Source organism: Longivirga aurantiaca (assembly GCF_042660085.1).
Classification (GTDB): Bacteria; Actinomycetota; Actinomycetes; order S36-B12; family CAIYMF01; genus Longivirga; species Longivirga aurantiaca.
The window spans coordinates 1,764,456-1,790,027 of the sequence record NZ_JBHSTI010000008.1 but is presented as its reverse complement, the minus strand read 5'-3'; the positions used below and the strand labels follow the sequence as shown (position 1 = coordinate 1,790,027).

At 73.5% G+C, this 25,572-nt stretch carries 32 protein-coding genes; 26 read left to right on the top strand and 6 right to left on the bottom strand.

What is annotated here, in order from left to right; all coding sequences use genetic code 11:
• Positions 1–69 precede the first annotated feature (69 nt).
• The 3 genes from ACFQGU_RS12480 to ACFQGU_RS12470 all read left to right on the top strand — a co-directional run bounded on the left by ACFQGU_RS12480 (position 70) and on the right by ACFQGU_RS12470 (position 2,616).
• Entirely contained in the window at positions 70–1,671 is a 1,602-nt protein-coding gene (locus tag ACFQGU_RS12480; protein WP_386767127.1) for an aspartate:alanine exchanger family transporter, read from the top strand.
• 125 nt (positions 1,672–1,796) lie between these two features.
• Entirely contained in the window at positions 1,797–2,006 is a 210-nt protein-coding gene (locus ACFQGU_RS12475; RefSeq protein ID WP_386767125.1) for a DivIVA domain-containing protein, read from the top strand.
• 19 nt (positions 2,007–2,025) lie between these two features.
• Positions 2,026–2,616 (top strand): hypothetical protein, encoded by a 591-nt coding sequence (locus tag ACFQGU_RS12470; protein ID WP_386767123.1) that lies wholly within the window; start codon positions 2,026–2,028, stop codon positions 2,614–2,616.
• On the opposite strand, the gene ybaK is transcribed toward ACFQGU_RS12470, so the two are convergent.
• From ybaK to ACFQGU_RS12455, 3 genes are read right to left on the bottom strand one after another with little or no spacing between them, the layout of a single operon-like run.
• Complete coding sequence (gene ybaK / locus ACFQGU_RS12465; RefSeq protein WP_386767121.1) at positions 2,591–3,082, bottom strand: Cys-tRNA(Pro) deacylase; 492 nt, start codon at positions 3,080–3,082, stop codon at positions 2,591–2,593. The two genes, ACFQGU_RS12470 and ybaK, sit on opposite strands and share 26 nt — an antisense overlap.
• Positions 3,083–3,107: 25 nt before the next feature.
• Complete coding sequence (locus ACFQGU_RS12460) at positions 3,108–3,467, bottom strand: putative immunity protein (RefSeq protein WP_386767119.1); 360 nt, start codon at positions 3,465–3,467, stop codon at positions 3,108–3,110.
• 12 nt (positions 3,468–3,479) lie between these two features.
• The gene (locus ACFQGU_RS12455; protein ID WP_386767117.1) at positions 3,480–4,175 is read right to left on the bottom strand and encodes an LON peptidase substrate-binding domain-containing protein; all 696 of its coding nucleotides are present in this window, start codon (positions 4,173–4,175) and stop codon (positions 3,480–3,482) included.
• A 121-nt stretch (positions 4,176–4,296) separates the two neighbouring features.
• Between ACFQGU_RS12455 and hisD the strand changes: the two genes are divergently transcribed.
• The 9 genes from hisD to ACFQGU_RS12410 all read left to right on the top strand — a co-directional run bounded on the left by hisD (position 4,297) and on the right by ACFQGU_RS12410 (position 11,789).
• The gene (hisD, locus tag ACFQGU_RS12450) at positions 4,297–5,601 is read left to right on the top strand and encodes a histidinol dehydrogenase (RefSeq protein ID WP_386767115.1); all 1,305 of its coding nucleotides are present in this window, start codon (positions 4,297–4,299) and stop codon (positions 5,599–5,601) included.
• A gap of 1 nt (position 5,602) precedes the next feature.
• Positions 5,603–6,691: a histidinol-phosphate transaminase gene (locus ACFQGU_RS12445; protein WP_386767113.1), complete on the top strand. Its 1,089-nt coding sequence runs from the start codon at positions 5,603–5,605 to the stop codon at positions 6,689–6,691.
• Entirely contained in the window at positions 6,688–7,275 is a 588-nt protein-coding gene (gene hisB, locus ACFQGU_RS12440) for an imidazoleglycerol-phosphate dehydratase HisB (protein WP_386767111.1), read from the top strand. Before ACFQGU_RS12445 ends, hisB begins: the two co-directional genes overlap by 4 nt.
• A gap of 4 nt (positions 7,276–7,279) precedes the next feature.
• Positions 7,280–7,432, top strand: a complete 153-nt coding sequence (locus tag ACFQGU_RS12435; protein WP_386767109.1) for a hypothetical protein — start codon at positions 7,280–7,282, stop codon at positions 7,430–7,432.
• A gap of 4 nt (positions 7,433–7,436) precedes the next feature.
• Positions 7,437–8,075: an imidazole glycerol phosphate synthase subunit HisH gene (gene hisH, locus ACFQGU_RS12430; RefSeq protein WP_386767107.1), complete on the top strand. Its 639-nt coding sequence runs from the start codon at positions 7,437–7,439 to the stop codon at positions 8,073–8,075.
• A complete protein-coding gene (locus tag ACFQGU_RS12425; protein WP_386767105.1) occupies positions 8,072–8,434 on the top strand; it encodes a hypothetical protein in 363 nt (120 codons plus the stop codon). The genes hisH and ACFQGU_RS12425 overlap by 4 nt, the downstream gene beginning before the upstream one ends.
• Before the next feature lie 127 nt (positions 8,435–8,561).
• On the top strand, positions 8,562–9,341 hold the full coding sequence (gene priA / locus ACFQGU_RS12420) for a bifunctional 1-(5-phosphoribosyl)-5-((5-phosphoribosylamino)methylideneamino)imidazole-4-carboxamide isomerase/phosphoribosylanthranilate isomerase PriA (RefSeq protein ID WP_386767103.1): 780 nt from the start codon (positions 8,562–8,564) through the stop codon (positions 9,339–9,341).
• 160 nt (positions 9,342–9,501) lie between these two features.
• Positions 9,502–10,236, top strand: coding sequence for a dienelactone hydrolase family protein (locus ACFQGU_RS12415; protein ID WP_386767101.1), 735 nt, complete (start codon positions 9,502–9,504; stop codon positions 10,234–10,236).
• 137 nt (positions 10,237–10,373) lie between these two features.
• Positions 10,374–11,789 (top strand): acyltransferase family protein, encoded by a 1,416-nt coding sequence (locus tag ACFQGU_RS12410; protein ID WP_386767099.1) that lies wholly within the window; start codon positions 10,374–10,376, stop codon positions 11,787–11,789.
• Between the two features lie 134 nt (positions 11,790–11,923).
• On the opposite strand, the gene ACFQGU_RS12405 is transcribed toward ACFQGU_RS12410, so the two are convergent.
• Positions 11,924–12,334, bottom strand: coding sequence for a PPOX class F420-dependent oxidoreductase (locus tag ACFQGU_RS12405; RefSeq protein WP_386767097.1), 411 nt, complete (start codon positions 12,332–12,334; stop codon positions 11,924–11,926).
• 64 nt (positions 12,335–12,398) lie between these two features.
• Here ACFQGU_RS12405 and hisF point away from each other — a divergent pair, with 64 nt between their 5' ends.
• Entirely contained in the window at positions 12,399–13,169 is a 771-nt protein-coding gene (gene hisF / locus ACFQGU_RS12400; protein WP_386767095.1) for an imidazole glycerol phosphate synthase subunit HisF, read from the top strand.
• 7 nt (positions 13,170–13,176) lie between these two features.
• On the opposite strand, the gene ACFQGU_RS12395 is transcribed toward hisF, so the two are convergent.
• Positions 13,177–13,815, bottom strand: a complete 639-nt coding sequence (locus ACFQGU_RS12395) for a TIGR03085 family metal-binding protein (protein WP_386767093.1) — start codon at positions 13,813–13,815, stop codon at positions 13,177–13,179.
• A 156-nt stretch (positions 13,816–13,971) separates the two neighbouring features.
• Between ACFQGU_RS12395 and ACFQGU_RS12390 the strand changes: the two genes are divergently transcribed.
• A complete protein-coding gene (locus tag ACFQGU_RS12390; RefSeq protein WP_386767091.1) occupies positions 13,972–14,760 on the top strand; it encodes a hypothetical protein in 789 nt (262 codons plus the stop codon).
• A 6-nt stretch (positions 14,761–14,766) separates the two neighbouring features.
• On the opposite strand, the gene ACFQGU_RS12385 is transcribed toward ACFQGU_RS12390, so the two are convergent.
• Entirely contained in the window at positions 14,767–15,483 is a 717-nt protein-coding gene (locus tag ACFQGU_RS12385) for a hypothetical protein (protein ID WP_386767089.1), read from the bottom strand.
• A gap of 110 nt (positions 15,484–15,593) precedes the next feature.
• Here ACFQGU_RS12385 and hisI point away from each other — a divergent pair, with 110 nt between their 5' ends.
• The 12 genes from hisI (at position 15,594) to ACFQGU_RS12325 (ending at position 25,518) form a co-directional block, all read left to right on the top strand.
• The gene (gene hisI, locus ACFQGU_RS12380) at positions 15,594–15,950 is read left to right on the top strand and encodes a phosphoribosyl-AMP cyclohydrolase (protein ID WP_386767088.1); all 357 of its coding nucleotides are present in this window, start codon (positions 15,594–15,596) and stop codon (positions 15,948–15,950) included.
• Complete coding sequence (locus ACFQGU_RS12375) at positions 15,947–17,530, top strand: anthranilate synthase component I (protein ID WP_386767086.1); 1,584 nt, start codon at positions 15,947–15,949, stop codon at positions 17,528–17,530. Before hisI ends, ACFQGU_RS12375 begins: the two co-directional genes overlap by 4 nt.
• A complete protein-coding gene (locus ACFQGU_RS12370; protein WP_386767084.1) occupies positions 17,527–18,258 on the top strand; it encodes a Trp biosynthesis-associated membrane protein in 732 nt (243 codons plus the stop codon). Before ACFQGU_RS12375 ends, ACFQGU_RS12370 begins: the two co-directional genes overlap by 4 nt.
• A complete protein-coding gene (locus tag ACFQGU_RS12365) occupies positions 18,255–18,476 on the top strand; it encodes an HGxxPAAW family protein (RefSeq protein ID WP_386767082.1) in 222 nt (73 codons plus the stop codon). Before ACFQGU_RS12370 ends, ACFQGU_RS12365 begins: the two co-directional genes overlap by 4 nt.
• A gap of 82 nt (positions 18,477–18,558) precedes the next feature.
• The gene (locus ACFQGU_RS12360; RefSeq protein WP_386767080.1) at positions 18,559–19,242 is read left to right on the top strand and encodes a response regulator transcription factor; all 684 of its coding nucleotides are present in this window, start codon (positions 18,559–18,561) and stop codon (positions 19,240–19,242) included.
• Positions 19,239–20,633 carry a HAMP domain-containing sensor histidine kinase gene (locus ACFQGU_RS12355; protein WP_386767078.1) on the top strand — a complete coding sequence of 465 codons (1,395 nt, stop codon included), beginning with the start codon at positions 19,239–19,241 and terminating at the stop codon, positions 20,631–20,633. The genes ACFQGU_RS12360 and ACFQGU_RS12355 overlap by 4 nt, the downstream gene beginning before the upstream one ends.
• Positions 20,630–21,079: a DUF2752 domain-containing protein gene (locus ACFQGU_RS12350; protein ID WP_386767076.1), complete on the top strand. Its 450-nt coding sequence runs from the start codon at positions 20,630–20,632 to the stop codon at positions 21,077–21,079. The genes ACFQGU_RS12355 and ACFQGU_RS12350 overlap by 4 nt, the downstream gene beginning before the upstream one ends.
• Positions 21,080–21,128: 49 nt before the next feature.
• Positions 21,129–21,938 (top strand): indole-3-glycerol phosphate synthase TrpC, encoded by an 810-nt coding sequence (trpC, locus tag ACFQGU_RS12345; RefSeq protein WP_386767074.1) that lies wholly within the window; start codon positions 21,129–21,131, stop codon positions 21,936–21,938.
• A gap of 28 nt (positions 21,939–21,966) precedes the next feature.
• Positions 21,967–23,214: a tryptophan synthase subunit beta gene (gene trpB, locus ACFQGU_RS12340; protein ID WP_386767072.1), complete on the top strand. Its 1,248-nt coding sequence runs from the start codon at positions 21,967–21,969 to the stop codon at positions 23,212–23,214.
• A complete protein-coding gene (trpA, locus tag ACFQGU_RS12335) occupies positions 23,211–24,014 on the top strand; it encodes a tryptophan synthase subunit alpha (protein WP_386767070.1) in 804 nt (267 codons plus the stop codon). The genes trpB and trpA overlap by 4 nt, the downstream gene beginning before the upstream one ends.
• A gap of 118 nt (positions 24,015–24,132) precedes the next feature.
• The gene (locus ACFQGU_RS12330; protein WP_386767068.1) at positions 24,133–24,657 is read left to right on the top strand and encodes a MauE/DoxX family redox-associated membrane protein; all 525 of its coding nucleotides are present in this window, start codon (positions 24,133–24,135) and stop codon (positions 24,655–24,657) included.
• A 66-nt stretch (positions 24,658–24,723) separates the two neighbouring features.
• Positions 24,724–25,518, top strand: coding sequence for a DsbA family protein (locus ACFQGU_RS12325; protein ID WP_386767066.1), 795 nt, complete (start codon positions 24,724–24,726; stop codon positions 25,516–25,518).
• Positions 25,519–25,572 lie beyond the last annotated feature (54 nt).

The window sequence follows — 25,572 nt, the reverse complement described above, 5'->3', positions numbered from 1 at the left end:
GAGTGAGACATGGGCAACTCCGCACCGCGCCCCGGGCGATCCGTCCCCTCTGCGGCCTAGGCTCGAGTCGTGAAAGCGTTTGCAGACCTCCTGGCCGACAACCCGCTCGTCCTGCTGTGTCTGCTGCTGGCGGTCGGGAGCGCCGTCGGCGCGCTGTCGTTCAAGCGCTTCTCGCTCGGCCCCGCCGCGGTGCTCTTCCTGGCGCTCGCGCTCTCGGCGTACGACGACCGGCTGAAGCTCCCGCAGATCGTCGGCACCTTCGGCCTCGTGCTGTTCGCCTACGCCATCGGCGTCGCGGCGGGCCCGTCGTTCTTCTCGGCGCTGCGCACGGGCGGTCGCACGATCGTGGTCGTCGCGGCGCTCCTCGTGGCGGGTGCGGGCGTCACCATCGCGGCGGGCACGCTCTTCGGGCTGTCCGGCCCGGTGCTGTCCGGCGTGTACGCCGGTGCGCTCACCAACACCCCTGCGCTCGCGGCGAGCACCGAGCGGCTGCAGTCCGAGCAGCCCATCGTCGGCTACTCGGTGACCTACCTCTTCGGCGTCCTCGGCATGCTCGTCGCCGCGGGCATCGCGGCCCGGACCAAGGCCCCGGCCGACACCGCCGACCGCAGCGCCCCTCCGCCCCAGCTCGAGCGCGCGTCGGTGCGCGTCGACCTCGACGACCTGCCCGACCTCGACGCGCTCGCCGAGCGCTACGAGCATCACGTGGTGTTCTCGCGGCTGATGACCGGCGACGAGCCCGGGCACCCGGGCACCCTCGACCTGCCGGTGTCGACCTACCGCCCGCAGCGCGGCGACATCATCACCGTGGTCGGCGACGGCCCGACAGTGCAGCGCGTGGTCTCCGACCTCGGCCACCTGTCGACGGTGCGGCTGGTCGCCGACCGGACGGCGCTGGACTACCGCCGCATCGCGCTGTCGAACCGCGCGATCGCCGGCCGCACCATCGGCGAGCTCGACCTCCCCGGCCAGTTCCATGTGACGGCGACCCGTGTGCGCCGCGGCGACATCGACATCCTCGCCACCGACGACTTCGTGCTCGCCCTGGGGGACCGCGTCCGCGTCGTCGGCCCGACCGAGGCCATCGCGAAGGTCGCCAAGCACCTCGGCGACTCCGAGCGCGGCGCGACCGACATCAACCCGGTCGGTCTCTTCCTCGGCCTCGGCATCGGTCTGCTCGTCGGCCTGATCCACGTGCCGCTGCCCGGAGGCGCCGTGGTGTCCCTCGGCATCGCGGGCGGCCCGCTGCTGGTCGGGCTCGTCGTGGGTCGCCTCCAGCGCACCGGACCGGTGCTCTGGTCGCTGCCGCACTCGGTCTCGGCCACGCTGACCCAGCTCGGCATGCTCATGTTCCTCGCCTACGCCGGATCCAACGCCGGTGCCGCGCTCGCCGACGCGCTGGCGAGCGACCTCGGCCCGCGGCTGCTCGCGACCGGCGCGGTGGTCACCCTGCTCGTCGCCGTCGGCCTGATCGCCACCCGGCGCGTGTCGGCGGCGTACGGGGCGACGCTGGCCGGTGTCATGGCGGGCACCCAGACCCAGCCCGCGGTGCTGGCCTACGCCAACGACGTGACACGCGCCGATCCGCGTGTGAACCTCGGCTACGCGCTCGTCTACCCGGTGGCGATGATCGTCAAGGTCGTCCTCGCCCCGATCATCGGAGGCTTCTGATCCCCGACTTCACCTCGTGGTGGCCACGGCCGGCGGCCGAGGGTGCGGCCGAGGAGCTCGCGCGGAGCCACGGCGGCTCGGCGCCGCTGCTGCCGCACGGGCCGGCGTCGGCGCTGCCCCCCGGCGTGCGCGCCGGCGGGGCCTTCCCGAAGGCTGCCGGGCCCGGCTACGACGCGGCGGAGGTCGACCGGTTCATGGCCAATGCACGGGGGCTGTCGGCGTCCGCGATCCGCGGGGCGCGGTTCGCCACGGTGTCCCGGCACGCTTACGACACGGAGGCCGTAGACGAGGCGCTCGACCGGCTCGAGCGCGAGGCGCGCGAGCGCGGGCTCTGACGGCAGGGGGTTGGACGTGATGGACCGCACCACATCCGGCGTCGACCTGCTCTGGATCCCGCTCGGCGCAGGTTCCCGGGTTCCCGTGGTGCGCTGGAACGGACTTGCGTACGAGGCGATCAGCGCCTGGCGCCAACGCCGACCACGGACCGACCTCTTCCACGCCGCCCTCGAGGTGGTCGCCGGCGGGGTGCGCTACGTCGTCGAGATGACCCCGGCCTGGGGCCCGGGCCACAGCGACGTCGGGGCCGTGACATCGGGTCCGGTGGGCCTGCGCGTCCTTGGCCGCTCGAAGTACTTCCGCTACGAGGTGCACTGCTGGCGGGACGGCGTCATCCCGGACCGCGCTTACGCCGTCGGCGGGGCGCACCGCGTCAGCGAGGACGAACGGGTGGCCGCACGGATCCTCGACCTGGCTCCATCGTTCCCGACCTGCGTCTGGGGTCGCGACGAGCAGCGGGTGGGGGAGATGTGGAACTCCAACTCGCTCGTCGCCTGGCTGCTGGTCAGCTCGGGCATCCCGGTCGACGGGCTGCGTCCGCCGGCGGGCGGGCGCGCGCCTGGCTGGGCAGCCGGCGTCGCCGTCAGCCGCGGGCGATGTCGGCCGTGATCGCGGACGTGAGCGCGACGAGGTCGTCGGGTGCGAGGCCGAGGTCGAAGCCGCGGCGCCCGCCGCTGACGTAGACGGTGTCGTAGAGGATCGCCGTCTCGTCCAGCACCGTCGGCAGCAGCTTCCTCTGCCCGAGCGGGCTGATGCCGCCGACCACGTAGCCGGTGGTGCGCTCGGCGAGGTGCGGGTCAGCCATCGCGGCCTTCTTGCCGCCGACGGCTGCGGCCAGGGCCTTGAGGTCGAGCTTGCCGGCGACCGGCACGATCGCGACCACCAGGGAGCCGTCGACGTCGGCCAGCAGCGTCTTGAACACCTGCTCGGCCGGGAGCCCGAGCACCTCGGCCGCCTCGAGGCCGTACGACGGCGCCGAGGGGTCGTGCTCGTACGCGTGGGCGGTGAAGGCGACACCGGCGGCGCTCAGGGCCACGGTGGCGGGCGTGCCGCCGGGGGAGGGCTTCTTGCTCACGCCCGCATCATCGCGGACTCCGTGCTCACGGAGACGACAGGCTCCCGTCGACGCGCGCCTGCTCGGCGGCCGCGCGGTCGGCGTACTGCTGGGCGTGCGGCGCATGGCCCGCGTTCTCCGCCGTCGCGGCGGCATGGCCGGCAGAACGTGCTGCGGCCACCGCAGCCGCGGTGTGCGCCTCGCGGGCCGCGGTGTGGGCGCCGTACGCCGCCTGGCGGGCGGAGTCGACGGTGATCTCGCCCCGGGCCCACGCCCGCGCCGCCTCGATCGCGTCGGCCGGGCGGTGGTCGCCCGGGGAGGCCTCCTCGAAGAACGGGAGCACCGCCTCGGCGCTCGTGGCCGCCGCGAGGGCGAGCCGTGCCTGCTCGCCGTCGACGGGGGTCATCTGGCCAGGGTGTCAGTTCATGCCGCTCGATGTGCGCGCGAGGTCGATCGCCGGGAGGGAGGGCAGCTCGCGCATCATCACGTTCTCGCGCGCGAGCAGCGCCATCTCGGCCCGGAGCCGCTCGCTCGTGGTCGGGAGCTCGAGCAGCCGCTGGCGGTCGCGGAGGTCGAGCACCATCGCGGCGGCGACGAGGTACGACAGCATGCGCGGGTCCTCCGAGAGGGCGAGCATCTGCGCCGCCTCGACGGCCCCCGCGCCCGCCACCGCGGCGCGGTACTCGTCGAACCGGTCGCTCACGGCCTGCGCCACGAGGTGGGTGTCGGCGTCGCCGTCCTCCTCGCCCAGCCACTCGATCTCGGCGCAGGTGTACGGCGTGCCCTCGTCGGCCAGGCGGAGCACGCGGAAGCGGGCGTCGCCGTTGGTCATGATGTCCGCGCGACCGTCGGGCCACGGCACGACCGAGCGCAGCAGCGCCAGCGTGCCGACCTCGTGCAGCGCCTTCGCGCCGTCCTCGCCCACCTCGTGGCCCTCGCGGATGGCCACGACGCCGAAGCCGCGCTCGTCCTCCGGGCGCTCGGCGAGGTCGGCCAGCAGCCGGCGGTAGCGGGGCTCGAAGACGTGCAGCGGGAGCACGAGACCGGGCACCAGCACCGTGCCGAGGGGGAACAGCGGGATGACAGCGCGCTCGCCCACCCGCCTGCTCGTCACGGTCCCAGCGTGGCGCACGTGCCGGTGCGGCGCATCCCCGCCCCCGCCCGGCATCTCAGGGGGCGGACTCCGGCCAGTACTCGGGTGGGTCGCGGAGGCCGCCCTCCGTAGACTGGCCGGCGTGATCCGCCGCATCGACCTCAGGGGCTCGTCCGTCGACCCCCGTGACGTGCTGCCGCGCGCGGCCGTCGACGTCGAGAGCGTGCTCCACACCGTGCGGCCCATCGTCGAGGACGTGCGCCAGCGCGGCACCGAGGCGGTGCTCGAGTGGGGCGAGAAGCTCGACGGCGTCCGCCCCCCGAGCCTGCGCGTCCCGCAGGCGGCGCTCGACTCCGCGCTCGCGAACCTCGATCCGGCGGTCCGGGCGGCCCTCGAGGAGGCGATCCGTCGCGCTCGGCTGGTGCACGAGGACCAGCGGCGCACCGACACCACGACTCAGGTCGTCCCCGGCGGCTCGGTCACCGAGCGGTGGCTCCCCGTGGAGCGCGTCGGCCTCTACGTGCCCGGGGGTCGCGCGGTCTACCCGAGCTCGGTGGTCATGAACGTCGTCCCGGCCCAGGTCGCCGGCGTCGCATCGTTCGCCGTCGCCAGCCCGCCGCAGAAGGACTTCGGCGGCCTGCCCCACCCCACGATCCTCGCCGCGTGCGCGCTGCTCGACGTGCACGAGGTGTACGCCGCCGGCGGGGCCCAGGCGGTCGCGATGTTCGCCTACGGCACCGAGGACGTCGCCCCCGTCTACATGGTCACCGGCCCGGGCAACATCTACGTCACCGCGGCCAAGCGACTGCTCAAGGGCCGTATCGGCATCGACTCCGAGGCCGGCCCCACCGAGATCGCAGTCCTCGCCGACGACACCGCCGACGCCGCGTACGTCGCCGCCGACCTCATCAGCCAGGCCGAGCACGACGTCATCGCAGCCAGCGTGCTCGTCACCACGAGCATCGAGCTCGCCGACGCAGTCGAGGCCGAGCTGGCGATCCAGGTGCCGGCCACCAAGCACAGCGAGCGCATCGCCGAGGCGCTCGCCGGGTCGCAGAGCGGGATCGTGCTCGTCGACACGCTCGACGCCGGGCTCGCGGTCGTCGACGCGTACGCCGCCGAGCACCTCGAGATCCAGACGCGCGACGCGCGCGAGGTGGCGCTCCGCGTGCGCAACGCGGGTGCGATCTTCGTGGGCGCGCACGCACCCGTCTCCCTCGGCGACTACGCCGCCGGCTCCAACCACGTCCTGCCCACCGGCGGATGCGCGTGCCACTCGTCGGGCCTGTCCGTGCAGACGTTCCTGCGCGGGATCCACGTGATCGACTACGACGCCGACGCGCTGCGCGACGTCGCCCACCACGTCATCGCGCTCGCCAACGCCGAGGACCTCCCCGGCCACGCAGCGGCCGTCGAGGTGCGCGTCAACCGTCCGAGCGGCGGCTGAGATGACCCACCTCGACGACCTCCCGGTGCGTGACGACCTGCGAGGTCAGGTGCCGTACGGCGCCCCGCAGCTCGACGTCGCGGCGCGCCTCAACGTGAACGAGAACCCGTTCGCGCCGTCCGAGTCGCTCGTCGCAGACGTCGCCGCCGCCGTCGCCGATGCCACGCGAGGCCTCAACCGCTACCCCGACCGCGACGCCGTGGCGCTGCGCGCGGACCTCGCGACGTACCTCGGGCGCGAGAGCGGCGTGGCCCTCACGGGCGACCAGCTCTGGCCCGCCAACGGCAGCAACGAGGTCATGCACCAGCTGATGCTCGCGTTCGGCGGCCCGGGCCGGACGGCGCTGGGCTTCACGCCGACGTACTCGATGTACCCGGAGTACTGCCGCGACACGTTCACGCGCTACGTGACCATCCCGCGCGACGCCGACTTCCGCGTCGACCCCGTCGCCGCGGTGTTCGCGATCGAGGCGCACCGGCCCGACATCGTGCTGCTCGCCTCGCCCAACAACCCCACGGGCACCCCGCTGGGGCTCGACGTCGTCCGAGCCGTGCTCGATGCCGCACCCGGCATGGTCGTCGTCGATGAGGCGTACGCCGAGTTCCGCCGCGACGGCACCCCGAGCTCGCTCGAGCTGCTCGCCGACCACCCGCGCCTGGTCGTCACCCGCACGATGAGCAAGGCGTTCGGCCTCGCCGGAGCGCGCCTCGGCTACCTCGCCGCGTCGCCCGCGGTGGTGCAGGCGGTGCAGCTCGTGCGCCTGCCGTACCACCTGTCCGCCGTCACGCAGGCCGTCGCGCGCACGGCGCTCGCGCACGCGGACGAGCTGCAGGCGCAGGTGGCTCTGCTGCGGTCCGAGCGCGACGCACTCGTCGCGTGGCTTCGAGCGCGCGGCCACGCCGTACCGGACAGCGACGCGAACTTCGTGCTGTTCGGGCACTTCGAGGACCGGCACGCGATCTGGCAGGGGCTGCTCGAGCGCGGCGTCCTGATCCGGGAGACCGGTCCCGAGTCGTACTTGCGGGTGAGCGTCGGCACACCCGAGGAGAACGCGGCGTTCCGCGCCGCGCTGGAGGAGGTCACGGCATGAGCAGGTCCGCGCGCGTGCAGCGCACGACCAAGGAGAGCGACGTCCTCGTCGAGCTCGAGATCGACGGCAGCGGCACTGCCGACGTCGAGACGGGCGTGCCCTTCTTCGACCACATGCTCGCCCAGATCGGGAAGCACGGAGGCTTCGACCTCGTCGTGCGCACGAAGGGCGACCTCGAGGTCGATGCGCACCACACCGTCGAGGACACGTCGCTGGCCCTCGGCCAGGCCCTGCGCGAGGCGCTCGGCGACAAGGCGGGCATCCGTCGCTACGGCGACTCGCTCGTGCCGCTCGACGAGGCTCTCGTGCAGGTCGCCGTCGACCTCTCCGGCCGCCCCTACCTCGTGCACGACGAGCCGGAGATCGTCGAGCTCATCGGCTCGTACGACACCACGCTGACCAAGCACATCTTCGAGTCGATCGTCGCGGAGTCGCGCATCACGCTGCACGTCAAGGTGCTCGCCGGCCGCAACGCGCACCACGTCGTCGAGACGCAGTTCAAGGCGTTCGCGCGCGCGCTGCGCACCGCCGTCGAGATCGACCCGCGCGTGGTCGGTGTGCCGAGCACGAAGGGATCGCTGTAGTCCCGTGTGGGTCGCCATGCTCGTGCTCGCCGGGGTCCTCGTCGGCGGTGTGATCTCGTTCGCGCGCAACCGTCGCTGGCTGCCCGCGATGGTGCTCGCCAGCGGCGCCGCGCTGTCGTTCGCAGCCGCCATGGCGTGGCTCCCGAAGCAGGGCTGATCCCATGAGCCCCAGCGTCGTGGTGCTCGACTACGGGTCGGGCAACATCCTCTCGGCCGAGCGCGCGCTCGTGCGGGCGGGCGCCGAGGTCACCGTCACGGCCGACCGCGAGGCCGCGCTGGAGTGCGACGGTCTCGTCGTCCCCGGCGTGGGCGCGTTCGCCGCGTGCATGGCCGGCATCCGCGCGGTCAAGGGCCACGAGATCGTCGGGCGCCGCCTCTCCGGCGGCCGGCCCGTGCTCGGCATCTGCGTCGGCATGCAGGTGCTGTTCGAGCACGGCGTCGAGCATGGCGTGGACACCGAGGGCATGGGGGAGTGGCCCGGCGTCGTCGAGGAGCTGCACGCGCCCGTGCTCCCGCACATGGGCTGGAACACGGTCGACGTGCCGTCCGGCTCGACCCTGTTCGAGGGCGTCGAGGGCGAGCGCTTCTACTTCGTGCACTCCTACGGCGTACGCCGGTGGGAGCTCGAGCCCACGAACGACAAGCTGCGCGCGCCCCTCGTCACCTGGGCGACGCACGGCGAGCCGTTCGTGGCCGCGGTCGAGAACGGCCCGTTGGCCGCCACCCAGTTCCACCCCGAGAAGTCCGGGGACGCCGGCGCGCGCGTGCTGGCCAACTGGGTCGCCACCCTGCGCTCATGAGCAAGGAGCGGGCGCGTCGTCGCGCCGAGCGCGAGGCCGCGGCGGCGGCGGAGCGCGACAAGCGCGACCGCAGCCGCAGGCGTGCCGCCCAGCGGGCAGCGGTCGCGGGCACGGTGACCGAGCCGGTCGGCAAGGCCCGCACGCGGTTCGGCCGGTGGTGGCGCCGCAAGTTCCCGCCGAACGACCCGCTGGCACCCCGCCGTCGGCGTCGCTTCCTCGTGCTGCTCGTGCTCTTCGTCGCGGTGCAGGCCGTGGTCTGGTGGTTCCTGCCCGACTGGTCGGCGCGCCTCTGGGTCTTCCTGCTCTCGCTCCTGATCCTCCCCGTCGTCCGCGTCCTGCTCTACGACCGCGCCGTCTGACCTGCACTTCTGGGCCCTGAGGGTCGATCACGTCAGTTCAACTGCACGTCCCGACCTCTATCCCGGAGTAGCGCGGGCGTGGCTACCGACGCGGCCCGGCCTCGGAGGCGCTCGTTAGGCTGAGGGCATGACCTACCTCGAGCTCCTCCCCGCAGTCGACGTCGCCGACGGTCAGGCCGTCCGTCTCGTGCAGGGGGAGGCCGGCAGCGAGACGTCGTACGGCGATCCGCTCGAGGCCGCGCTCGCGTGGCAGGAGCAGGGCGCCGAGTGGATCCACCTCGTCGACCTCGACGCCGCCTTCGGCCGCGGCTCGAACGCCGCGCTGCTCGCCGAGGTGGTCGGCCGCATGGACATCAAGGTCGAGATGAGCGGCGGCATCCGCGACGACGAGTCGCTGCGCGCCGCGCTCGCCACCGGGTGCACGCGTGTCAACATCGGCACCGCGGCGCTCGAGAACCCCGAGTGGTGCGCACGTGCGATCGCGGAGCACGGCGACCGCGTCGCCGTGGGTCTCGACGTACGCGGCACGACCCTCGCCGCGCGAGGCTGGACGGAGGACGGCGGCGACCTCTGGGAGGTGCTGGCACGCCTGGACTCCGAGGGGTGCGCTCGCTACGTGGTGACCGACGTCCGCAAGGACGGCACGCTCACCGGCCCCAACCTCGACCTGCTGCGCGAGGTGTGCGAGCGCACCGACAAGCCGGTCGTGGCCTCCGGCGGCGTCTCGTCGCTGGCCGACCTGCACGCGATCGCCGAGCTCGTCGGCATCGGCGTCGAGGGCGCGATCGTCGGCAAGGCGCTGTACGCCGGCGCCTTCACGCTCCCCGAGGCCCTCGCCGCGGTCTCGCCGCGCATCGAGCGCAGCGAGTTCCGCCTCGACGGCGGCATCCCCGGCGTCATGCCCTAACCCGATCGGTCGCGATGAAGGAACGGGCCCCCGCCGGGCGACACTGGACGAAGCCCTCGCCCGGTAGGGACTTCGTTGCTCAGAGCGCAACACATCCGGCCTTCACTGATCGCGCGGTTCCTCGGTCCAGGGTGTGCCCAGCCGACGTAGGGTCCGAGCCATGTGCCACAGCGACGAGTCCCGCCCGCCCGCACCGCCGCGCCAGGGGGAGGTCGGCGCCCACGGCGACCTGCGCCTCACCGCCGCCGACGGCAACAGCTTCCTGGCGTACGAGGCGCACCCGGCCGCGCCGTCGACGAAGGGGATCGTGATCCTCCCCGACATCCGCGGCCTGCACCACTACTACAAGCACCTCGCCGAGCGGTTCGCCGAGGCCGGCTTCCACGCCGTCGCCTTCGACTGGTTCGGCCGTACGGCGGACTCCGACGACCGCGCCGAGGGCTTCGACTGGCAGACGCACATCCCGCAGACCACCCAGCCCGGCATCGCGGCCGACGTCGCCGCGTGCATCGACAAGCTCCGCGCCGACGGTGCCGAGTCGGTGTTCACCGTCGGCTTCTGCTTCGGCGGCCGCAACTCCTACCGCCAGGCGGCCGACCAGCCCGGCCTCGACGGCGCGATCGGCTTCTACGGCAGCGTCGACACCGTCGACCCCGTGGCCGACCAGGTGCGGGCGCCGATCCTCATGCTGCTCGCGGGCGCAGACCAGAGCATCGCGCCCGAGAGCTTCGACGACCTCATCGCGGGGCTCACCGCCCGCGGCGTCGACGCTGAGCGGCACGTGTACGACGGTGCGCCGCACTCCTTCTTCGACCGCAGCTTCGCCGACCACGCCGAGGCCTGCGCCGACGCGTGGACCCGCATCCTCGACTTCACCGACCGCCACGCCACCTGAGCCGTCTCGACGCTCGCGGATGAAGGCCGACTTCGTTGCGCTCTGAGCAACGAAGTCCCCTACCGGGCGAGGGCTTCGCCCAGTGTCGCCTGGCGGGGCCCATTCCTTCATCGCAAACCCCGTGCCACGCTGAGGGCGTGAGCGTGCGGGTGTTCGCGGCGGTGCCGACGGCGCGGGCTGCGGCCGAGACGCCCCCTGACCGCGACCGTGTCGTGGACGGCGCCCGCGCGGCGGCGCTGCTGGTCGTCGTGGCCGGTCACGTGGTCATGGCCGTCGTGGTCTGGCCGGGCGGCGTACCGGTGCTGGGCAACGTGCTCGCGGCGTACCCCTGGACGCAGGCGCTCACCTGGCTCCTGCAGATCATGCCGCTGTTCTTCTTCGCAGGCGGCGCGGCCAATGCCCTGTCGTACGAGCGGCACCACGCGCGCGGCGGCGACTACGCGAGCTGGCTGTGGGGGCGCGGACGACGGCTTCTGAGGCCGGCCTGGATCTACCTCGCGCTCATGGCCGTGATCGCGACGGTGGTCACCCTGCTCGCGCCGGCCGAGACTGCCGAGCCGCTCATGATGCTGACCACGCAGCTGCTGTGGTTCCTCGGCGCCTACCTGCTGGTGACGGCGCTCGCGCCGCTGTTCCGCCGTACGAGCCTCGTCGGGGGAGTGCTGGGGCTCCTGCTCCTGCTCGGCCTCGTCGCGCTCGTCGACCTCGCGCGGTTCGCCCTCGGCCTCCCCGAGGCGGTGGCGCTGCTCAACTTCGTGCTCGCGTGGGCCGTCCCCGCCTACCTCGGCGCGCTGCGCTCGCACGGCACCCTCGGCGCCTACCCGTGGCCGGTCATGGTCGCCGCCGTGGCGCTCGGCTTCGCGGCGAACGCCGTGCTCATCCGCTTCGGCCCGTACCCCGTCTCGATGGTCGGCATGCCGGGCGAGCCCGTGAGCAACATGGCGCCGCCCACGATCGTGCTCGCGATCCACTCCGTCGTGCTGGCAGCGCTGGTCACGCTGCTGGATGCGCCGTTGCGCCGCCTCCTCGAGCGGCCGCGCATCTGGCGCCCGGTGACCGGCGTCAACCTCGTGGCGATGACGCTGTACCTCTGGCACCTGCCCGTGCTCATCGCCGTGGCGACGACCGCGCACGCACTGGGTCTCGACCGGCCGGTCACGATCGGTTCGGACGGCTACCCCGTGCCGGACGGCTGGGGCTACCTGCTCGGCAGCGTCGTGTTCATCGCGGCGTACGGCGTCGGCGTGTGGGCCGTCGTACGCCTGCTCTGGCCGCTCGAGCACGCCCCCCTGGTCTGGTGGGACGCGCCGCTGCGCGGGCGGCGTCCCTCGCCGCGGACCGCCGCGGTCGTCGCGGCGGTGGCGACGTTCGGCATCGGCGCCTCGACGCTCGTGATCTCCGCGACGGGGCTCGGCGGGTTCCCGACCCGCACGATCGAGTACACCGGGCTGCCGCTCAACGCCGCGGCGGCGATCGCGGTCATGCTCGCCGCCGGCGCTGCGCTGCGCTGGGCCGGGGGAGAGCGCCGTACGGACGCCCCGGCCGCACCCTGAGCCTCAGGGCAGCCGTCCCGACGAATGCCTCGATCGTTCGGCTCTATCGGATGAAGCCCCCTACCGGGCGAGGCCTTCGGCCATCGTCGCCCGGCGGGGGCCCGGACTCCATCGCACACGTGGGGGGGCGAGGGTCAGACGACGGTGATCTCGAGGCCGGCGTAAGGGCGGCCGCGGCGGAAGACCTTGCCGGCGAGGCGGAACAGCGTGAACTGCACGCCGTACTTCGCCCTGTGCCGTCCCTCGATCCTGGCGAGCTCCTCGGGTGCGTCGACGACCCGGGCGCTGGCGTCGACCGGGGCGCCCTGCAGCGAACCGCGCGCGTCGCACGGCGCCACCTGCACGTGGCCGCGGTGGCGCACCCGCTTCACCTTGCCGGAGTCGGCCTGGGTCCACACGTAGAGCCGGGTGCCGTCGGTGCTCGCCCACACCGGTGTCGGCACTGCGGTGCCGTCCTTCCGGTACGTCGTCAACGACAGGTACGCGCTGGCCGCGAGCCGCTGCGTCTCCTCGATGGACTGCGCTCCGCCCGGGTGCTCGGTCATCCGACGACGGTAAGGCAGAGAACCGATGAAGGCCCGTCGAGCACGCCCGCCTAGGCTGTGCGTCGTGTCGGTCGCCGTCCGTGTCATCCCGTGCCTCGACGTCGACGCAGGCCGCGTCGTCAAGGGTGTGAACTTCGTCGACCTCCGCGACGCAGGCGACCCGGTCGAGCTCGCCCGTGCGTACGACGCCCAGGGAGCCGACGAGCTGGTCTTCCTCGACATCACCGCGAGCAGCGGCGACCGCGCCACGACGTACGACGTCGTCCGCCGCACCGCCGAGCAGGTCTTCATCCCCCTCACCGTCGGTGGCGGCGTCCGCACGGTCGACGACATCGACCGCCTGCTGCGGGCCGGTGCCGACAAGGTCGGCGTCAACACCGCCGCGATCGCGCGGCCGGAGCTGCTGCGCGAGGCTGCCGAGCGCTTCGGCGCCCAGTGCGTCGTGCTGTCGGTCGACGCACGGCGCTGCCCCGAGGGCGTCACGACGGAGTCGGGCTGGGAGGTCACGACCCACGGCGGACGCCGATCCACCGGGATCGACGCCGTCGGCTGGGCCGTGCTGGCAGCCGAGCTCGGCGCCGGCGAGATCCTGCTCAACTCGATGGACGCCGACGGCACCAAGGACGGCTACGACCTGCCGCTGCTGCGCGCCGTCCGTGCGCGCGTGACAGTGCCGGTGATCGCGAGCGGCGGCGCGGGCAGGCTCGCCCACTTCGCACCCGCCGTCGACGCCGGTGCCGACGCGGTCCTCGCAGCCAGCGTCTTCCACTTCGGCGACCTCACGATCGGCGAGGTCAAGGCGGCGCTGCGCGAGGCCGGGCACCCGGTCCGGTAGCCGTCCCTCAGCGCGGGAACGACGCGAACGCCTCGGCCACCGCCGGATCGCCCACGACCTCGAGGAGCGACGTCACGCGGCCGTAGACCGCGAGCACGATCTCGCCGACCGGCCCCACCAGCGTCACCGACGGCGTGCCGCCCTTGAGCGTCGTCGTCGTGCCGGCAGCAGGGCCGTCGGAGGGTGCGACGTCGATCCCGACGGGCGAGCGCTGGGCGATCGCGCGCAGGGTCGTCCCGACGACCTTCCAGAGCGCTTCGGTCGTCGCCGCGTCGAGCTCGCGCGGGGTCCACCCGGTCGCGGCGCGGCGCACGTCCTCGTGGTGGACGAAGAACTCCACGGTGTTGGCCTGGGCGTCGAACGGCCCGATCCCCATCGGGTTCCAGAAGGGCGGACCCTGCCGCACCTCGGCCACGACCTCGTCGTACGGCCGCGCCGCGATGCCGTCCTGCACCGACTCCATCCGCCCGCGCAGCGCCGGGATCACGAGGCCCAGGGCCTCGGGGCGGCGCTCGCGCAGCACCAGGTGCGCAGCGAGGTCGCGCGTCGTCCAGGTGCCGCACAGCGTGGGCGCGTCCGGGCCCACCTCGGTCATCAGCTCGGCGAGCGCGGCGCGCTCGGCACGCGCGACGGAGTTGCTGGCCACCGGGTCCTCCAGACCTGCCGCACGTCCCTGCGGCTCGTGCTCGCAGCCTACGTCGGGGTCGCTCGGTCAGCCGTACGGCGCTCAAGGGCAGGTCCACCCCTGCCGAGGTCGATAGTGGGGTGGGAGGTCCCTCCTGCCCCGGGGAGGGTTCTCGCCATGGCTGCACCGGAGTACGACTTCTTCGCCACCGGCCCCCGGTCGACGCCGCCGCCCGGCTCGGCGACGGACCGTTTCGGCATGCCCGCGGCGCCGCAGGCGCCCGTGCAGCAGCAGTACGCGGCGACGCAGCCCGCCCCCGCGGTCAACCAGTTCGGCCTCCCGGTGGACGCGGCCGTGCCCACCGGACCGCACGCGGCTCCGGGCTACGGCGCCGTGCCCGTGCACAACAGCATCGCCGCCGGGTACGACGACGCTCCGACCGTCTGGGACCCCACGGCGTCGACGGCGGCGCACGCCCACCGCCGCGCGGCGGCGGCCCCCGCCGACGTGCGGCCCGGTTCCGTGCTCGCCGCCGGCGTGATCTCGATCGTGTTCGGAGTCCTCGCGGCACTGGGAGCGGCACTCACGCTCGTCGGCTACCTCGCGGCCAAGTCCGAGATCGAGCAGGCGGTGGCGGCGAACCCGGATATCCAGGGGCTGGACGAGTTCGCCTCCGCGATCCTCGGAACCGTCCTGGTCGTGGGGCTGGTGATGGCCGCGGCCTCGTGCCTCTACCTCGTGATGGGGGTGATGACCGTGCGCGGGCACCGCTGGGCAGGGTGGACGCTCGTCGTCCTCTCCGCGCTGAGCCTGCTCGGCTCGCTCTACCAGCGCACGACCGGCGTCGACGGGGCAGGGGTCTCGGCGAGCGTGAGCCTGGGCAACTGGCTCGCCATCGCCGCGACGGCCGCCATGCTCCTGCTGCTCACGATCGGCGAGGGCGGGCGCTGGCTGCGCCGCGCCTGACCAGGGTCAGGCGGCCTCGGTCGAGGTGCCGGAGTCGCTGGCGAGCCACGACCGGCGCAGGCCGAGCGCGTCGTCCGCCTCCACCACGCACTGCGCGGTGTGGTCCTCGACGTCCCAGTCCTCCTCGAACGGCAGGTACCAGTTCCCCGCGAGCCCGGTGGCGTCCCAGATGGCGTCGTCGAGCAGCACGTCCTTCGCCCTGCAGCCCTTCTCGGCGGCGTCGTTGACCTCGCGCTTGCCGGGCCAGCTGTCGAAGTCGACCGGGACGACGGCGTACACCTGGCCGTCGTGCGGCTCGGTGCAGTCGACGAGGGTCACGTAGCCCGCCCTCGCTTCGCGCCGCTCCTCGGCGTCGAGCACGTAGCAGTCCCCGGCGCCGACGTCGCTGATCCAGACGTCGCCGCCCGTGCCCGTGGTCGACAGCCCCGCCCGGGACGAGCTGAGCGCGCCGTCGAGCATCTGCACGGCCCCGATGCCGGCTGCCCCGAGCAGGAGCACGCCGGCCGCCACCGCACCGGCGATGATCAGGCCGCGTCCCCTGCGTCGCGGCTTCGGCGGGACGGCCGCACCGAAGGGGTCGCCGGACCACGGAGGCGGGGGCAGCGGCGCGCCGGTGGGCGGCGGGAACGCCGGCACCGGCGGCGCGGGCGGCGGGAAGCCGGTCGGACGGAACGAACCGGCAGAGTCCGGTGGCGCGAACGGGTCCCGCGGCTGGTCGGTCATCGGATCCCCCTGCGTCACCGGCCGTCACGGCCGCCCCTCGACCGCGATGCAGATCCTGCCACGCCGACCCGCCGTAACCCGGGACTGCACCGGGCCGGTGTCACGGCAGAATGGCGCGCGTGACCGAGACACCAGCCGACGACCTGCTCGCCCGCGTCCGCTTCGACGACCGCGGCCTCGTCACCGCGGTGGCGCAGCAGTGGGACTCCGGCGAGGTGCTCATGGTCGCGTGGATGGACGCCGAGGCGCTCCGCCTCACGCTGACGAGCGGACGGGCCACGTACTGGTCGCGGTCGCGGCAGTCGCTGTGGGTCAAGGGCGACACCTCGGGCCACGTGCAGCACGTGCGCGAGGTGCGCCTGGACTGCGACGGCGACACCGTCCTCGTCAAGGTCGACCAGGTGGGCGGCGCCTGCCACACCGGCGACCGCACCTGCTTCGACGCGGACCGCCTGGTGACCGCATGAGCCCCGCCGCCGAGCAGTCGCCGTACCCCGGCGGGTTCGCCGGGTCGGCAGCGCCCGACCTCGAGACCTTCCGCGCCCTCGCCCGTGAGCGGCGCGTCATCCCCGTCGTACGACGTCTGCTCGCCGACGGCGAGACGCCTACCGGCCTCTACCGCAAGCTCGCGGGGGAGCGCGCCGGCACGTTCCTGCTCGAGTCCGCCGAGCACGGCCGATCGTGGTCGCGCTACTCGTTCGTGGGGGTGCGCTGCGCGGCCATGCTCACCGAGGTCGGCGGCGAGGCCCGCTGGTTCGGCAACGCCCCCGTGGGCCTGCCCACGAGCGGCAACCCGGTCGAGGCGCTGCGCGACACGATCGCCGCGCTGCACACCGAGCGGCTCCCCGGCCTGCCCCCGCTGACAGGTGGGATGGTCGGCTACCTCTCGTACGACGTCGTCCGCCGGTGGGAGCGCCTGCCGGACACCAACCCGGACGAGATCGGCGTGCCCGAGCTCGCGATGCTGCTCGCCACGGACCTCGCAGTCCTCGACCACCACGACGGCTCGGTGCTCCTGATCGCCAACGCGATCAACTACGACGCCACCGACGAGCGGGTCGACGACGCCTGGGCCGACGCCGTGCGCCGGCTCGACGCCATGCAGTCCGACCTCGCCACCCACTCGTCCGCCTCGGCCGTGACGTACGACGTCGCCGCGGTCGGCGAGGTCTCCTCGCGCACCGACGCCGCGACCTACATGGCCGGCGTCGAGGCCTGCAGGGAGTACATCCGCGCCGGCGACGCCTTCCAGATCGTGCTGTCGCAGCGGTTCAGCGCCCCGAGCCCCGCCACCTCGTTGGACGTGTACCGCGTCCTGCGCGTCACCAACCCGAGCCCGTACATGTACCTGCTGCGCGTGCCCGTCGTGACCGACGACGGCTCGCTGTCGGACGAGGTGGCCTTCGACATCGTGGGCTCCTCGCCGGAGGCGCTGGTGAAGGTCGAGGGCGGTCGCGCGCTGCTGCACCCGATCGCGGGCTCGCGTCCCCGCGGCGCCACCCCCGAGGCGGACAACGCGCTCGCGGTGGAGCTCCTCGCCGACGAGAAGGAGCGGGCCGAGCACCTCATGCTCGTCGACCTCGGCCGCAACGACCTCGGCCGCGTCTGCGCGCCGGGCTCGGTCGAGGTCGTGGAGTTCATGAAGGTCGAGCGCTACAGCCACATCATGCACATCGTCTCGACCGTCGTCGGCACCCTCGCCGAGGGGCGCACGGCGTACGACGTGCTGGCGGCGACGTTCCCGGCGGGCACGCTCTCGGGGGCGCCGAAGCCGCGGGCGATGGAGATCATCGACGAGCTCGAGCCGGTGCGCCGTGGCGTCTACGCCGGGTGCGTCGGCTACCTCGACTTCGCCGGCGACCTCGACACCGCCATCGCGATCCGTACGGCCGTCATCAAGGACGGGGTCGCCCACGTGCAGGCGGGTGCGGGGCTCGTGGCCGACTCGGTGCCCGCGACCGAGCACGAGGAGTGCGGCAACAAGGCCGCGGCCGTGCTGCGCGCCGTGGCCATGGCCGCCACGATGCGCCCGGCCGGCAGCGCATGAGCGACGACGCGGGCCTGCTCGCCGAGGCCGTCGCCCCGGACCGCAGGGGCTACCGCCGGGCGCTCCTCCTGCTGGCCGTCGGCGCCGCGCTGCTGTTCGTCGGGTACGCCCAGGTGTGGGCCAGCGCGGTCGTCCTGCAGGAGGGCCTGCCCTCGCTGGCGGTCGAGCTGAAGGGCCGCGAGATCCAGCCGGCCGGCTCGGCCTCGGCGATCCTCGCCCTCGCCGGGATCGCCGGGCTTGTGGCCACCCGCCGCTTCGGCCGCGCCGTCACCGGCGTGCTGCTCGTCCTCGAGGGGCTCGTCGCGCTGGTGGGCGCGCTCTGGTTCGGCACCGGAGCGGGCAACCGCGCCGACGTCGTCCGGCTCGTCTCCGAGAAGGCCGGGATCGACGTCGACGTCGAGCTGTCGGTGCGCCCCTGGTGGGTTGTCGTCGCCGTCGGGGGAGCGCTCCTCGTGGTCGTCGGGGTCCTGGCCGCGCTGCGCGGCGGCACCTGGCCGGTGATGGGACGGAAGTACGAGAGGGCCGACGGCGACGGGTCCTCGGCTGCTGCCGGCGCCCCGACCGGTCCGGCGAGCGCGTGGGAGCAGCTCGACCAGGGCGTCGACCCGACCGTCGACCCGACAGCGGACCCCGCGCCCGACACGCAGCCGGAGCCGACCCGGGGCAGGTCTCCCGGCCCCGCGACTGGCACAATGACGCCGACCGACGCACCGGAGGACACCCCATGAGCGAGCGCCCGTTCAACTCCCACGGCAACACGCCCGCAGCGTGGACCGCGGTGACCATCTGCATGGTCGCCTTCGTCATCGGCGCGGTCGGGGTCCTCGCGGCCAACTGGGCGCTGTTCTGGATCGGCGGCGTCGGCCTCTTCGTCGTCGGCGGCGTCGTCGGCAAGGTCATGTCGATGATGGGCTACGGCCAGGGCACCGCCCCCGCCGAGCACTGATCTCCCGGGTCCTACGGACTCTTTGCACGACCCGAACATCACGCTCACGTGAGCGTGCCTCCGGCTCTGCCACGCTGAGCGCGTGAGCACCGAGCAGAAGGGCCTGGTCCTCGTCGTCGAGGACGAGGCGGCCATCGCCGACCTGCTCCGCCTCTACCTGTCCCGCGAGGGCTTCGGCGTCCATGTCGAGCGCGACGGCCGCGGCGGGCTCGCCTCGGCGCGGGCCCTGCACCCCGTGGCCGTCGTCCTGGACGTGGGGCTCCCCGAGATCGACGGCACCGAGGTCTGCCGCAGGCTGCGCGCGGACGGCGACTGGGTGCCGATCCTGTTCTGCACGGCGCGCGACGACGAGATCGACCGTGTGCTGGGCCTCGAGCTCGGTGCCGACGACTACATCACCAAGCCGTTCTCGCCGCGCGAGGTCGTGGCCCGGGTGAAGGCCGCCGTCCGCCGCAGCGGCGTGGTGACCGCCTCGCCGCACCTCGTGCTCGGACGCGTCGAGGTCGACCGGGATGCGCACAAGGTGCGTGTCGACGGCGCCGAGGTGGAGCTGACGGCAACCGAGTTCGACCTCCTCGTGCACCTCATGAAGAGCCCCGGCCGGGTGCTCTCGCGCGAGCAGCTGCTCTCGGAGGTCTGGGGCTACGCCGCCGCCGCAGGCACCCGCACGGTCGACGTCCACGTGGCCCAGGTGCGCGCCAAGCTCGGCGACGCGAGCCCGATCCGCACCGTGCGCGGCGTCGGCTACAGCGCCGAGACGCCGTGAGCGCCCCCGCGGCGTCGTCCGGGCGCACGACCCTGGGCGCGCAGCTCGCCCTCGTCACCGCGCTCGTGGCCGTCGTGGCGGTGCTGGTCGCCGGTGTCGTGTCGTACCCGCTCATCAGCGCGGCTGCCCAGACCCAGGCGCGCCAGCAGCTCGGCACCCAGGCGGACCTGCTCGCCGAGGTGATCGACCGCCAGGACGACGGCGTGATGGGCCAGATGATGAACGGCGCGCGGCTGCGCCAGGTGCTGGCGGCGCAGGGCATCTCGGTCGACGTCGTGCGTCCGAAGGGCGTCGCCTCCCCGCCCGTCACCGAGGCAGACCTGGCGGTCACCCGCGCGGGCGGCACGGTCAGCGACGTCCGCAGCACGGGGTCCGGGGGCACGGTGCTCATCGAGGGGCGCCCCACGGGGTCGGGCCGGTCCGTGTTCCTCGTCCAGGACTCCGCCGCGGCCGCCTCGCAGGGCACCGTCGCGCTGCGCAGGCTCCTCCTGGCGGGCCTGATCGGGCTCGTGGTGGCCGCGGGCGTGGGGCTGCTCGCGGCCCGGCGCCTCGTCCGCCCGCTGCGCCGTGCGGCCGATGCGGCCGAGCGCATGTCGACGGGTGCGCGCGACGTCGCGCTCCCCGTCGACGGCCCGGAGGAGGTGGCGAGCGTCTCGGAGTCGCTCAACCGCCTGTCGTCGGCCCTCGCGCAGAGCGAGGGGAGGCAGCGCGACTTCCTCCTGACCGTGAGCCACGAGCTGCGCACGCCGCTCACCGGGATCACGGGGTACGCCGAGGCCCTCGCCGACGGTGTCGTCGGTCCGGAGCAGGTGCCGGCGACCGGCGCGCTCATGCTGACGGAGGCGCAGCGGCTGGAGCGGCTCGTGGCGGACCTGCTCGACCTCGCCCGGCTGGGGGCCGCCGACCTGCGCCTGTCGCTCGTCGACGTCGACCTCGTGACGGTGTGCCACGAGGCGGCCGGTGTCTGGTCGGCGCGCTGCGAGAAGGTCGGCGTCCGGTTCTCCGCCGAGCTCCCGGCGACGCTCGTCGTCCGCACCGATCCGCTCCGGGTGCGGCAGGTCGTCGACAACCTGTGCGAGAACGCCCTGCGGGTCACGCCGACGGGAGGGCCGCTCGTCATCGCGCTGCATGCGCAGCCCGGATCGGCGGTCCTCGAGGTGCGGGACGGCGGACCGGGGCTCACGCCGGACGACGTCGCGGTGGCGTTCGAGCCCGCGGCCCTCTACGAGCGCTACCGAGGCGTCCGGACCGTCGGCACCGGAGTGGGGCTCGCCCTCGTCGGCCGGCTCGCGGAGAGGCTGGGCGGGCGGGCCTTCGCGGGCACCGCGCCGGAGGGTGGCGCGCGGATCGGCGTGGTGCTGCCGGGCCCGGCGCCTACCCTGGTGCCGTGATCCCCACTGCCGCGCGTGCGCCGCTCGCCGTCGGCGCGGCTGCGCTGGTCGGCGTCGCCTACGTCGGGCTCGTCGACCCCAACGAGCCGGGGCACTACCCGCTCTGCCCGACCAAGGCGCTGACCGGCCTCGACTGCCCGTTCTGCGGCGGTCTGCGCGCCACCCACGCGCTGGCGCGCGGAGACCTCCTCGGTGCCGCCGACCACAACCTGCTCACCGTCGTCCTCGTGGTCCCGGTCGTCCTGCTCTGGGTGGCCTGGCTGCGCCGGGAGTGGATCGGCGACCCCGACGGAGAGCGCGCGCACCCCGTCCAGGCGGTGTCCGACGCGCTGCTGCGCCCGGCGGTCCTCTGGCCCGTGGTCGGAGCGCTGGCGGTGTTCACCGTCGTCCGCAACGTCGGGGGAGTGGAGGTGCTGGCGTGGCTGGGATCAGGAGCGGCGGCCTGACGCCCACCCGGCGGGTCGACCGCGGCACCGCAACGGATAGCCTCACCGCATGACGGTGCTCGACGACATCCTGGCCGGCGTGCGCGAAGACCTCGCCGCACGGCAGGAGGCCACGAGCCTCGACGAGCTCAAGCGGCTCGCCGCCGCCCGCCCCGCGGCGATCGACGCCGAGGCGGTCCTGCGCCAGGACGGCGTCGCCGTCATCGCCGAGGTCAAGCGCTCGAGCCCCAGCAAGGGCCAGCTGGCTGCCATCGCCGACCCCGCGGCGCTCGCCCGCGACTACGAGGCCGGCGGCGCGCACATCATCAGCGTGCTCACCGAGCAGCGCCGGTTCGGCGGCTCGCTCGACGACCTCGCCGCCGTCCGTGCCGCCGTCGACATCCCCGTGCTGCGCAAGGACTTCATCGTCTCCAGCTACCAGCTCTGGGAGGCGCGGGCGTACGGCGCCGACGTCGCGCTGCTCATCGTGGCCGCCCTCGAGCAGGAGGCGCTGGTCTCGTTGATCGAGCGCGCGCGCTCGCTCGGGCTCACCCCGCTGGTCGAGGTGCACGACGAGCTCGAGGTGGCCCGCGCGGTGGACGCCGGCGCCACGGTCATCGGTGTCAACGTCCGCAACCTCAAGACCCTCGAGGTCGACCGCGAGACCTTCGCCCGTGTCGCGCCCTCGATCCCCGAGAGCTGCGTGCGCATCGCCGAGTCGGGCGTGCGCGGGCCGCACGACCTCATCGCCTACGCCCACGCCGGGGCCGACGCCGTCCTCGTGGGGGAGTCCCTCGTCACCGGCGGCGACCCGCGCACGGCGGTCCAGGACCTCGTCGCGGCGGGGGCCCACCCTGCCGTCAAGAACGCGCGTGGCTGACTCGCCCGACCACTGAGAGACTTCCCGCATGACCGCGACCGAGAGCACCCCCGACACCACCGCGTTCCCTGACACGACCGGCCACTACGGCCGCTTCGGCGGGCGGTTCGTGCCCGAGGCGCTGATCGTCGCCCTCGACCAGCTCGACGCCGCGTTCCGCGCGGCCAAGGTCGACCCCGAGTTCCAGGCCGAGCTCGCCTCGCTGCAGGCGAACTACACGGGTCGGCCCAACCCCGTCACCGAGTGCGTCCGCTTCGGCGCCCACGCGGGCGGCGCGCGGATCCTGCTCAAGCGCGAGGACCTCAACCACACCGGCTCGCACAAGATCAACAACGTGCTGGGCCAGGCGCTGCTCACGCTGAAGATGGGGAAGACCCGCGTCATCGCCGAGACCGGCGCCGGCCAGCACGGCGTCGCCACCGCCACGGCGGCAGCGCTGTTCGGTCTCGAGTGCGTGGTCTACATGGGCGAGGAGGACACCCGCCGCCAGGCCCTCAACGTCGCGCGGATGAAGCTCCTCGGCGCCGAGGTCGTGCCGGTCATGTCCGGGAGCCGCACGCTCAAGGACGCGATGAACGAGGCCATGCGCGACTGGGTCACGAACGTCGACGACACGCACTACATCATCGGCACCGTCGCCGGCCCTGCCCCGTTCCCGGAGATGGTGCGCGAGTTCCACCGCATCATCGGAGTCGAGTCGCGCGAGCAGGTGCTCGCCCTCACGGGCCGCCTCCCGGACGCCGTGGTCGCGTGCGTCGGCGGCGGGTCCAACGCGATCGGCATCTTCTCCGGCTTCTACGACGACCCGTCGGTGCAGCTGCGCGGCTACGAGGCCGGCGGCGACGGCGTCGACACCGGCCGCCACGCCGCGGCCATCACCGGCGGCAGCGTCGGCGTCCTGCACGGCCAGCGGTCCTTCGTCCTGCAGGACGAGGACGGCCAGACCGTCGAGTCGCACTCGATCAGCGCGGGGCTCGACTACCCGGGCGTCGGCCCGGAGCACGCGTTCCTGGCCGAGACCGGGCGGGCGACCTACGAGGCGGTCACCGATACCGAGGCGATGGAGGCGTTCCGCCTCCTGTGCCGCACGGAGGGGATCATCCCCGCGATCGAGACCGCGCACGCGCTCGCCGGGGCGATCCGCCTGGGCAAGGAGCTCGGCCCGGACGGCATCATCCTCATCAACTGCTCCGGCCGTGGCGACAAGGACGTCGAGACCGCGAGCCGCTGGTTCGGGATCCTCGAGGGCGAGCGAGCCCCGGAGGGACGCGCGTGAGCACGCTCCACGAGGCCTTCGCGGCCGCACGGGCCGAGGACCGGGCCGCCCTCGTCGGCTACCTGCCCGCCGGCTTCCCGTCGGTCGACGGCGCCGTCGACGCCATCCGCGTGATGGTCGAGAACGGCGTCGACGTCGTCGAGATCGGGCTGCCGTACTCCGACCCGCTCATGGACGGCCCGACCATCCAGGCCGCCGCCGAGCAGTCCCTGCGTCAGGGCACGACCACCAGGGACGTGCTCGCGACGGCCGAGGCCGTCGCCCGCACCGGCGCGCCGACGCTCGTGATGACCTACTGGAACCCCATCGAGAGGTACGGGATCGAGCGGTTCGCGCGCGACCTCGCCTCCGCCGGCGGCACGGGCGTGATCACGCCCGACCTCACGCCCGAGGAGGCCGGCCCCTGGATCGCGGCCACCGACGAGGCCGGGCTCGACCGGGTCTTCCTCGTGGCCCCGAGCAGCTCCGACGAGCGGATCGACGTCGTCTGCGGGATCACCTCCGGCTTCGTCTACGCCGCCTCCCTCATGGGTGTGACCGGCGTGAAGTCGGTGTCGGCCGCGGCCCCCGAGCTCGTCGCGCGCACCCGTCCGCGCACGAGCCTGCCGATCGCGGTCGGTCTCGGCGTGTCGACACCCGACCAGGCCGCCGACGTCGCGGCATACGCCGACGGTGTCATCGTGGGTTCAGCCTTCGTGCGCCTGCTGCTCGACGCCGAGACACCTGCGGCCGGGGTCGCGGCGGTGGGAAGGCTGGCGGCCGAGCTGGCCGAGGGCGTGCGCCGACACGCGCACGTCTGAGCCGTCCGGTCACATCCGGGCATCGGTTGGTTGAATCGGGGAACATCCACGGCCGTGCGAGCGTCCCTCCAGGGGGTCGGTCCCGGCCCGCCACGTCGTCATGAGGGATGATCAGCCCGTGAACTCCGAGGTCCGCGCCTGGATCGGCACGCTCCTGCGCGTCGCGCTCGCCGGCATCCTGCTGTTCGCCGCCGTGCCCAAGCTGTTCGAGTCTGACGGCGCCCGGTCGGTGATCATCGCCTACCGCCTCGTGCCCGACGCGCTCGTGCCGCTGCTCTCGTGGGCGCTGCCCGCCTTCGAGATCCTGCTCGCCGTCCTGCTGCTCGTCGGGCTGTTCACGCGCTGGGCCGCCCTCGGCACCGCGCTGCTGATGGTCGGCTTCATGATCGGCGTGGTGAGCGTCTGGGTGCGCGGCTACTCCATCGAGTGCGGCTGCTTCGGCGGTGGCGGCGACATCAGCGCCGACGGCAAGACGCTGCGGTACGCCAGCTACCTGCTGCGCGACTTCCTGTTCGTCGGCATGGCGACGTGGCTCGTCGCCTGGCCCCGCACGAAGTTCTCGCTCGACCGGGACCCGGTCGACGTCTCCGCGTACGACGACGAGGACGAGGCCGACCTCGTCGGCACCGACAGCACGGCCTGATCGCCCCGCACCACGACCTGCACAGCCCCCACGACACGGCGTCCGCGCCGCCCGAGGAGCACGACGATGGTTGAGAGCAAGAAGTCGACCAAGGAGAAGGCCGCCGCTGCGCGTGCCGCCGCCGAGGCCGAGCAGAAGAAGCGCGACCGCCGGATCCAGATCATCGGCGGTGCCGTGATCGCCGTGCTCGTCGCCGGCATCATCGCCGTCGGTGTGATCGGGTCGAGGGGCAGCAGCGGCGACAGCACCGGCGTCGTGGCCGACGCGGCCGTGCCCCAGGGCACCTTCACGAGCGGTGACTACGCCTGGGGCGTGCCGTACAACGACAAGGCCGACGTGCCGGTGCTCTCGATCTGGGAGGACTTCGGCTGCCCGGCGTGCGCCGCGTTCGAGGCCCGGCTCGGTGCCGACATCCAGAAGCTCGCGGACGACGGCACGATCCAGCTCGTCTACCGCCCGACGACCTTCATCGAGAAGAACTTCCCGAAGAGCCCGAACCCCAACTCCTCGACCCGCGCCGCGAACGCCTACGGCTGCGCCGTCGACGCCGGAAAGGGTGCCGAGGTGAAGGACATCATCTTCGCCAACCAGCCTGCTCCCGAGAACGAGGGCGACGGCTGGACCGACGAGCAGCTGATCCAGTTCGGCAAGGACGCCGGAATCACGGGCGACGCGGCGACCACGTACGAGACCTGCGTCACCGACCAGAAGTACAAGCAGTGGACGGTCAACTCGTACACGGTCTTCCGCGACTCGAACGTGCCCGGCACGCCGTCGCTGTTCCTGGACGGCCAGGAGGTCCCGAACGACGCATACGCCACGATCGACGCCCTCAAGAAGTACATCGCCGACAACAAGTGACGACCTTCTTCGGCCTCCACGTCCCCGGCGCCCTTGCGGCGCCGGGGACGTCGG

Coding starts and splice junctions, on each gene's coding strand:
- trpC (WP_386767074.1), top strand. CDS start 21,129: ATGACGGTGCTCGACGACATCCTGGCCGGCGTGCGCGAAGACCTCGCC.
- hisI (WP_386767088.1), top strand. CDS start 15,594: ATGGCGCGCGTGACCGAGACACCAGCCGACGACCTGCTCGCCCGCGTC.
- ACFQGU_RS12470 (WP_386767123.1), top strand. CDS start 2,026: ATGGACCGCACCACATCCGGCGTCGACCTGCTCTGGATCCCGCTCGGC.
- ACFQGU_RS12415 (WP_386767101.1), top strand. CDS start 9,502: ATGTGCCACAGCGACGAGTCCCGCCCGCCCGCACCGCCGCGCCAGGGG.
- ACFQGU_RS12385 (WP_386767089.1), bottom strand. CDS start 15,483: ATGACCGACCAGCCGCGGGACCCGTTCGCGCCACCGGACTCTGCCGGT.
- ACFQGU_RS12445 (WP_386767113.1), top strand. CDS start 5,603: ATGACCCACCTCGACGACCTCCCGGTGCGTGACGACCTGCGAGGTCAG.
- priA (WP_386767103.1), top strand. CDS start 8,562: ATGACCTACCTCGAGCTCCTCCCCGCAGTCGACGTCGCCGACGGTCAG.
- hisH (WP_386767107.1), top strand. CDS start 7,437: ATGAGCCCCAGCGTCGTGGTGCTCGACTACGGGTCGGGCAACATCCTC.
- hisB (WP_386767111.1), top strand. CDS start 6,688: ATGAGCAGGTCCGCGCGCGTGCAGCGCACGACCAAGGAGAGCGACGTC.
- ACFQGU_RS12460 (WP_386767119.1), bottom strand. CDS start 3,467: ATGACCCCCGTCGACGGCGAGCAGGCACGGCTCGCCCTCGCGGCGGCC.
- ACFQGU_RS12370 (WP_386767084.1), top strand. CDS start 17,527: ATGAGCGACGACGCGGGCCTGCTCGCCGAGGCCGTCGCCCCGGACCGC.
- ACFQGU_RS12405 (WP_386767097.1), bottom strand. CDS start 12,334: ATGACCGAGCACCCGGGCGGAGCGCAGTCCATCGAGGAGACGCAGCGG.
- ACFQGU_RS12365 (WP_386767082.1), top strand. CDS start 18,255: ATGAGCGAGCGCCCGTTCAACTCCCACGGCAACACGCCCGCAGCGTGG.
- ACFQGU_RS12425 (WP_386767105.1), top strand. CDS start 8,072: ATGAGCAAGGAGCGGGCGCGTCGTCGCGCCGAGCGCGAGGCCGCGGCG.
- ACFQGU_RS12325 (WP_386767066.1), top strand. CDS start 24,724: ATGGTTGAGAGCAAGAAGTCGACCAAGGAGAAGGCCGCCGCTGCGCGT.
- ACFQGU_RS12375 (WP_386767086.1), top strand. CDS start 15,947: ATGAGCCCCGCCGCCGAGCAGTCGCCGTACCCCGGCGGGTTCGCCGGG.
- ACFQGU_RS12390 (WP_386767091.1), top strand. CDS start 13,972: ATGGCTGCACCGGAGTACGACTTCTTCGCCACCGGCCCCCGGTCGACG.
- trpB (WP_386767072.1), top strand. CDS start 21,967: ATGACCGCGACCGAGAGCACCCCCGACACCACCGCGTTCCCTGACACG.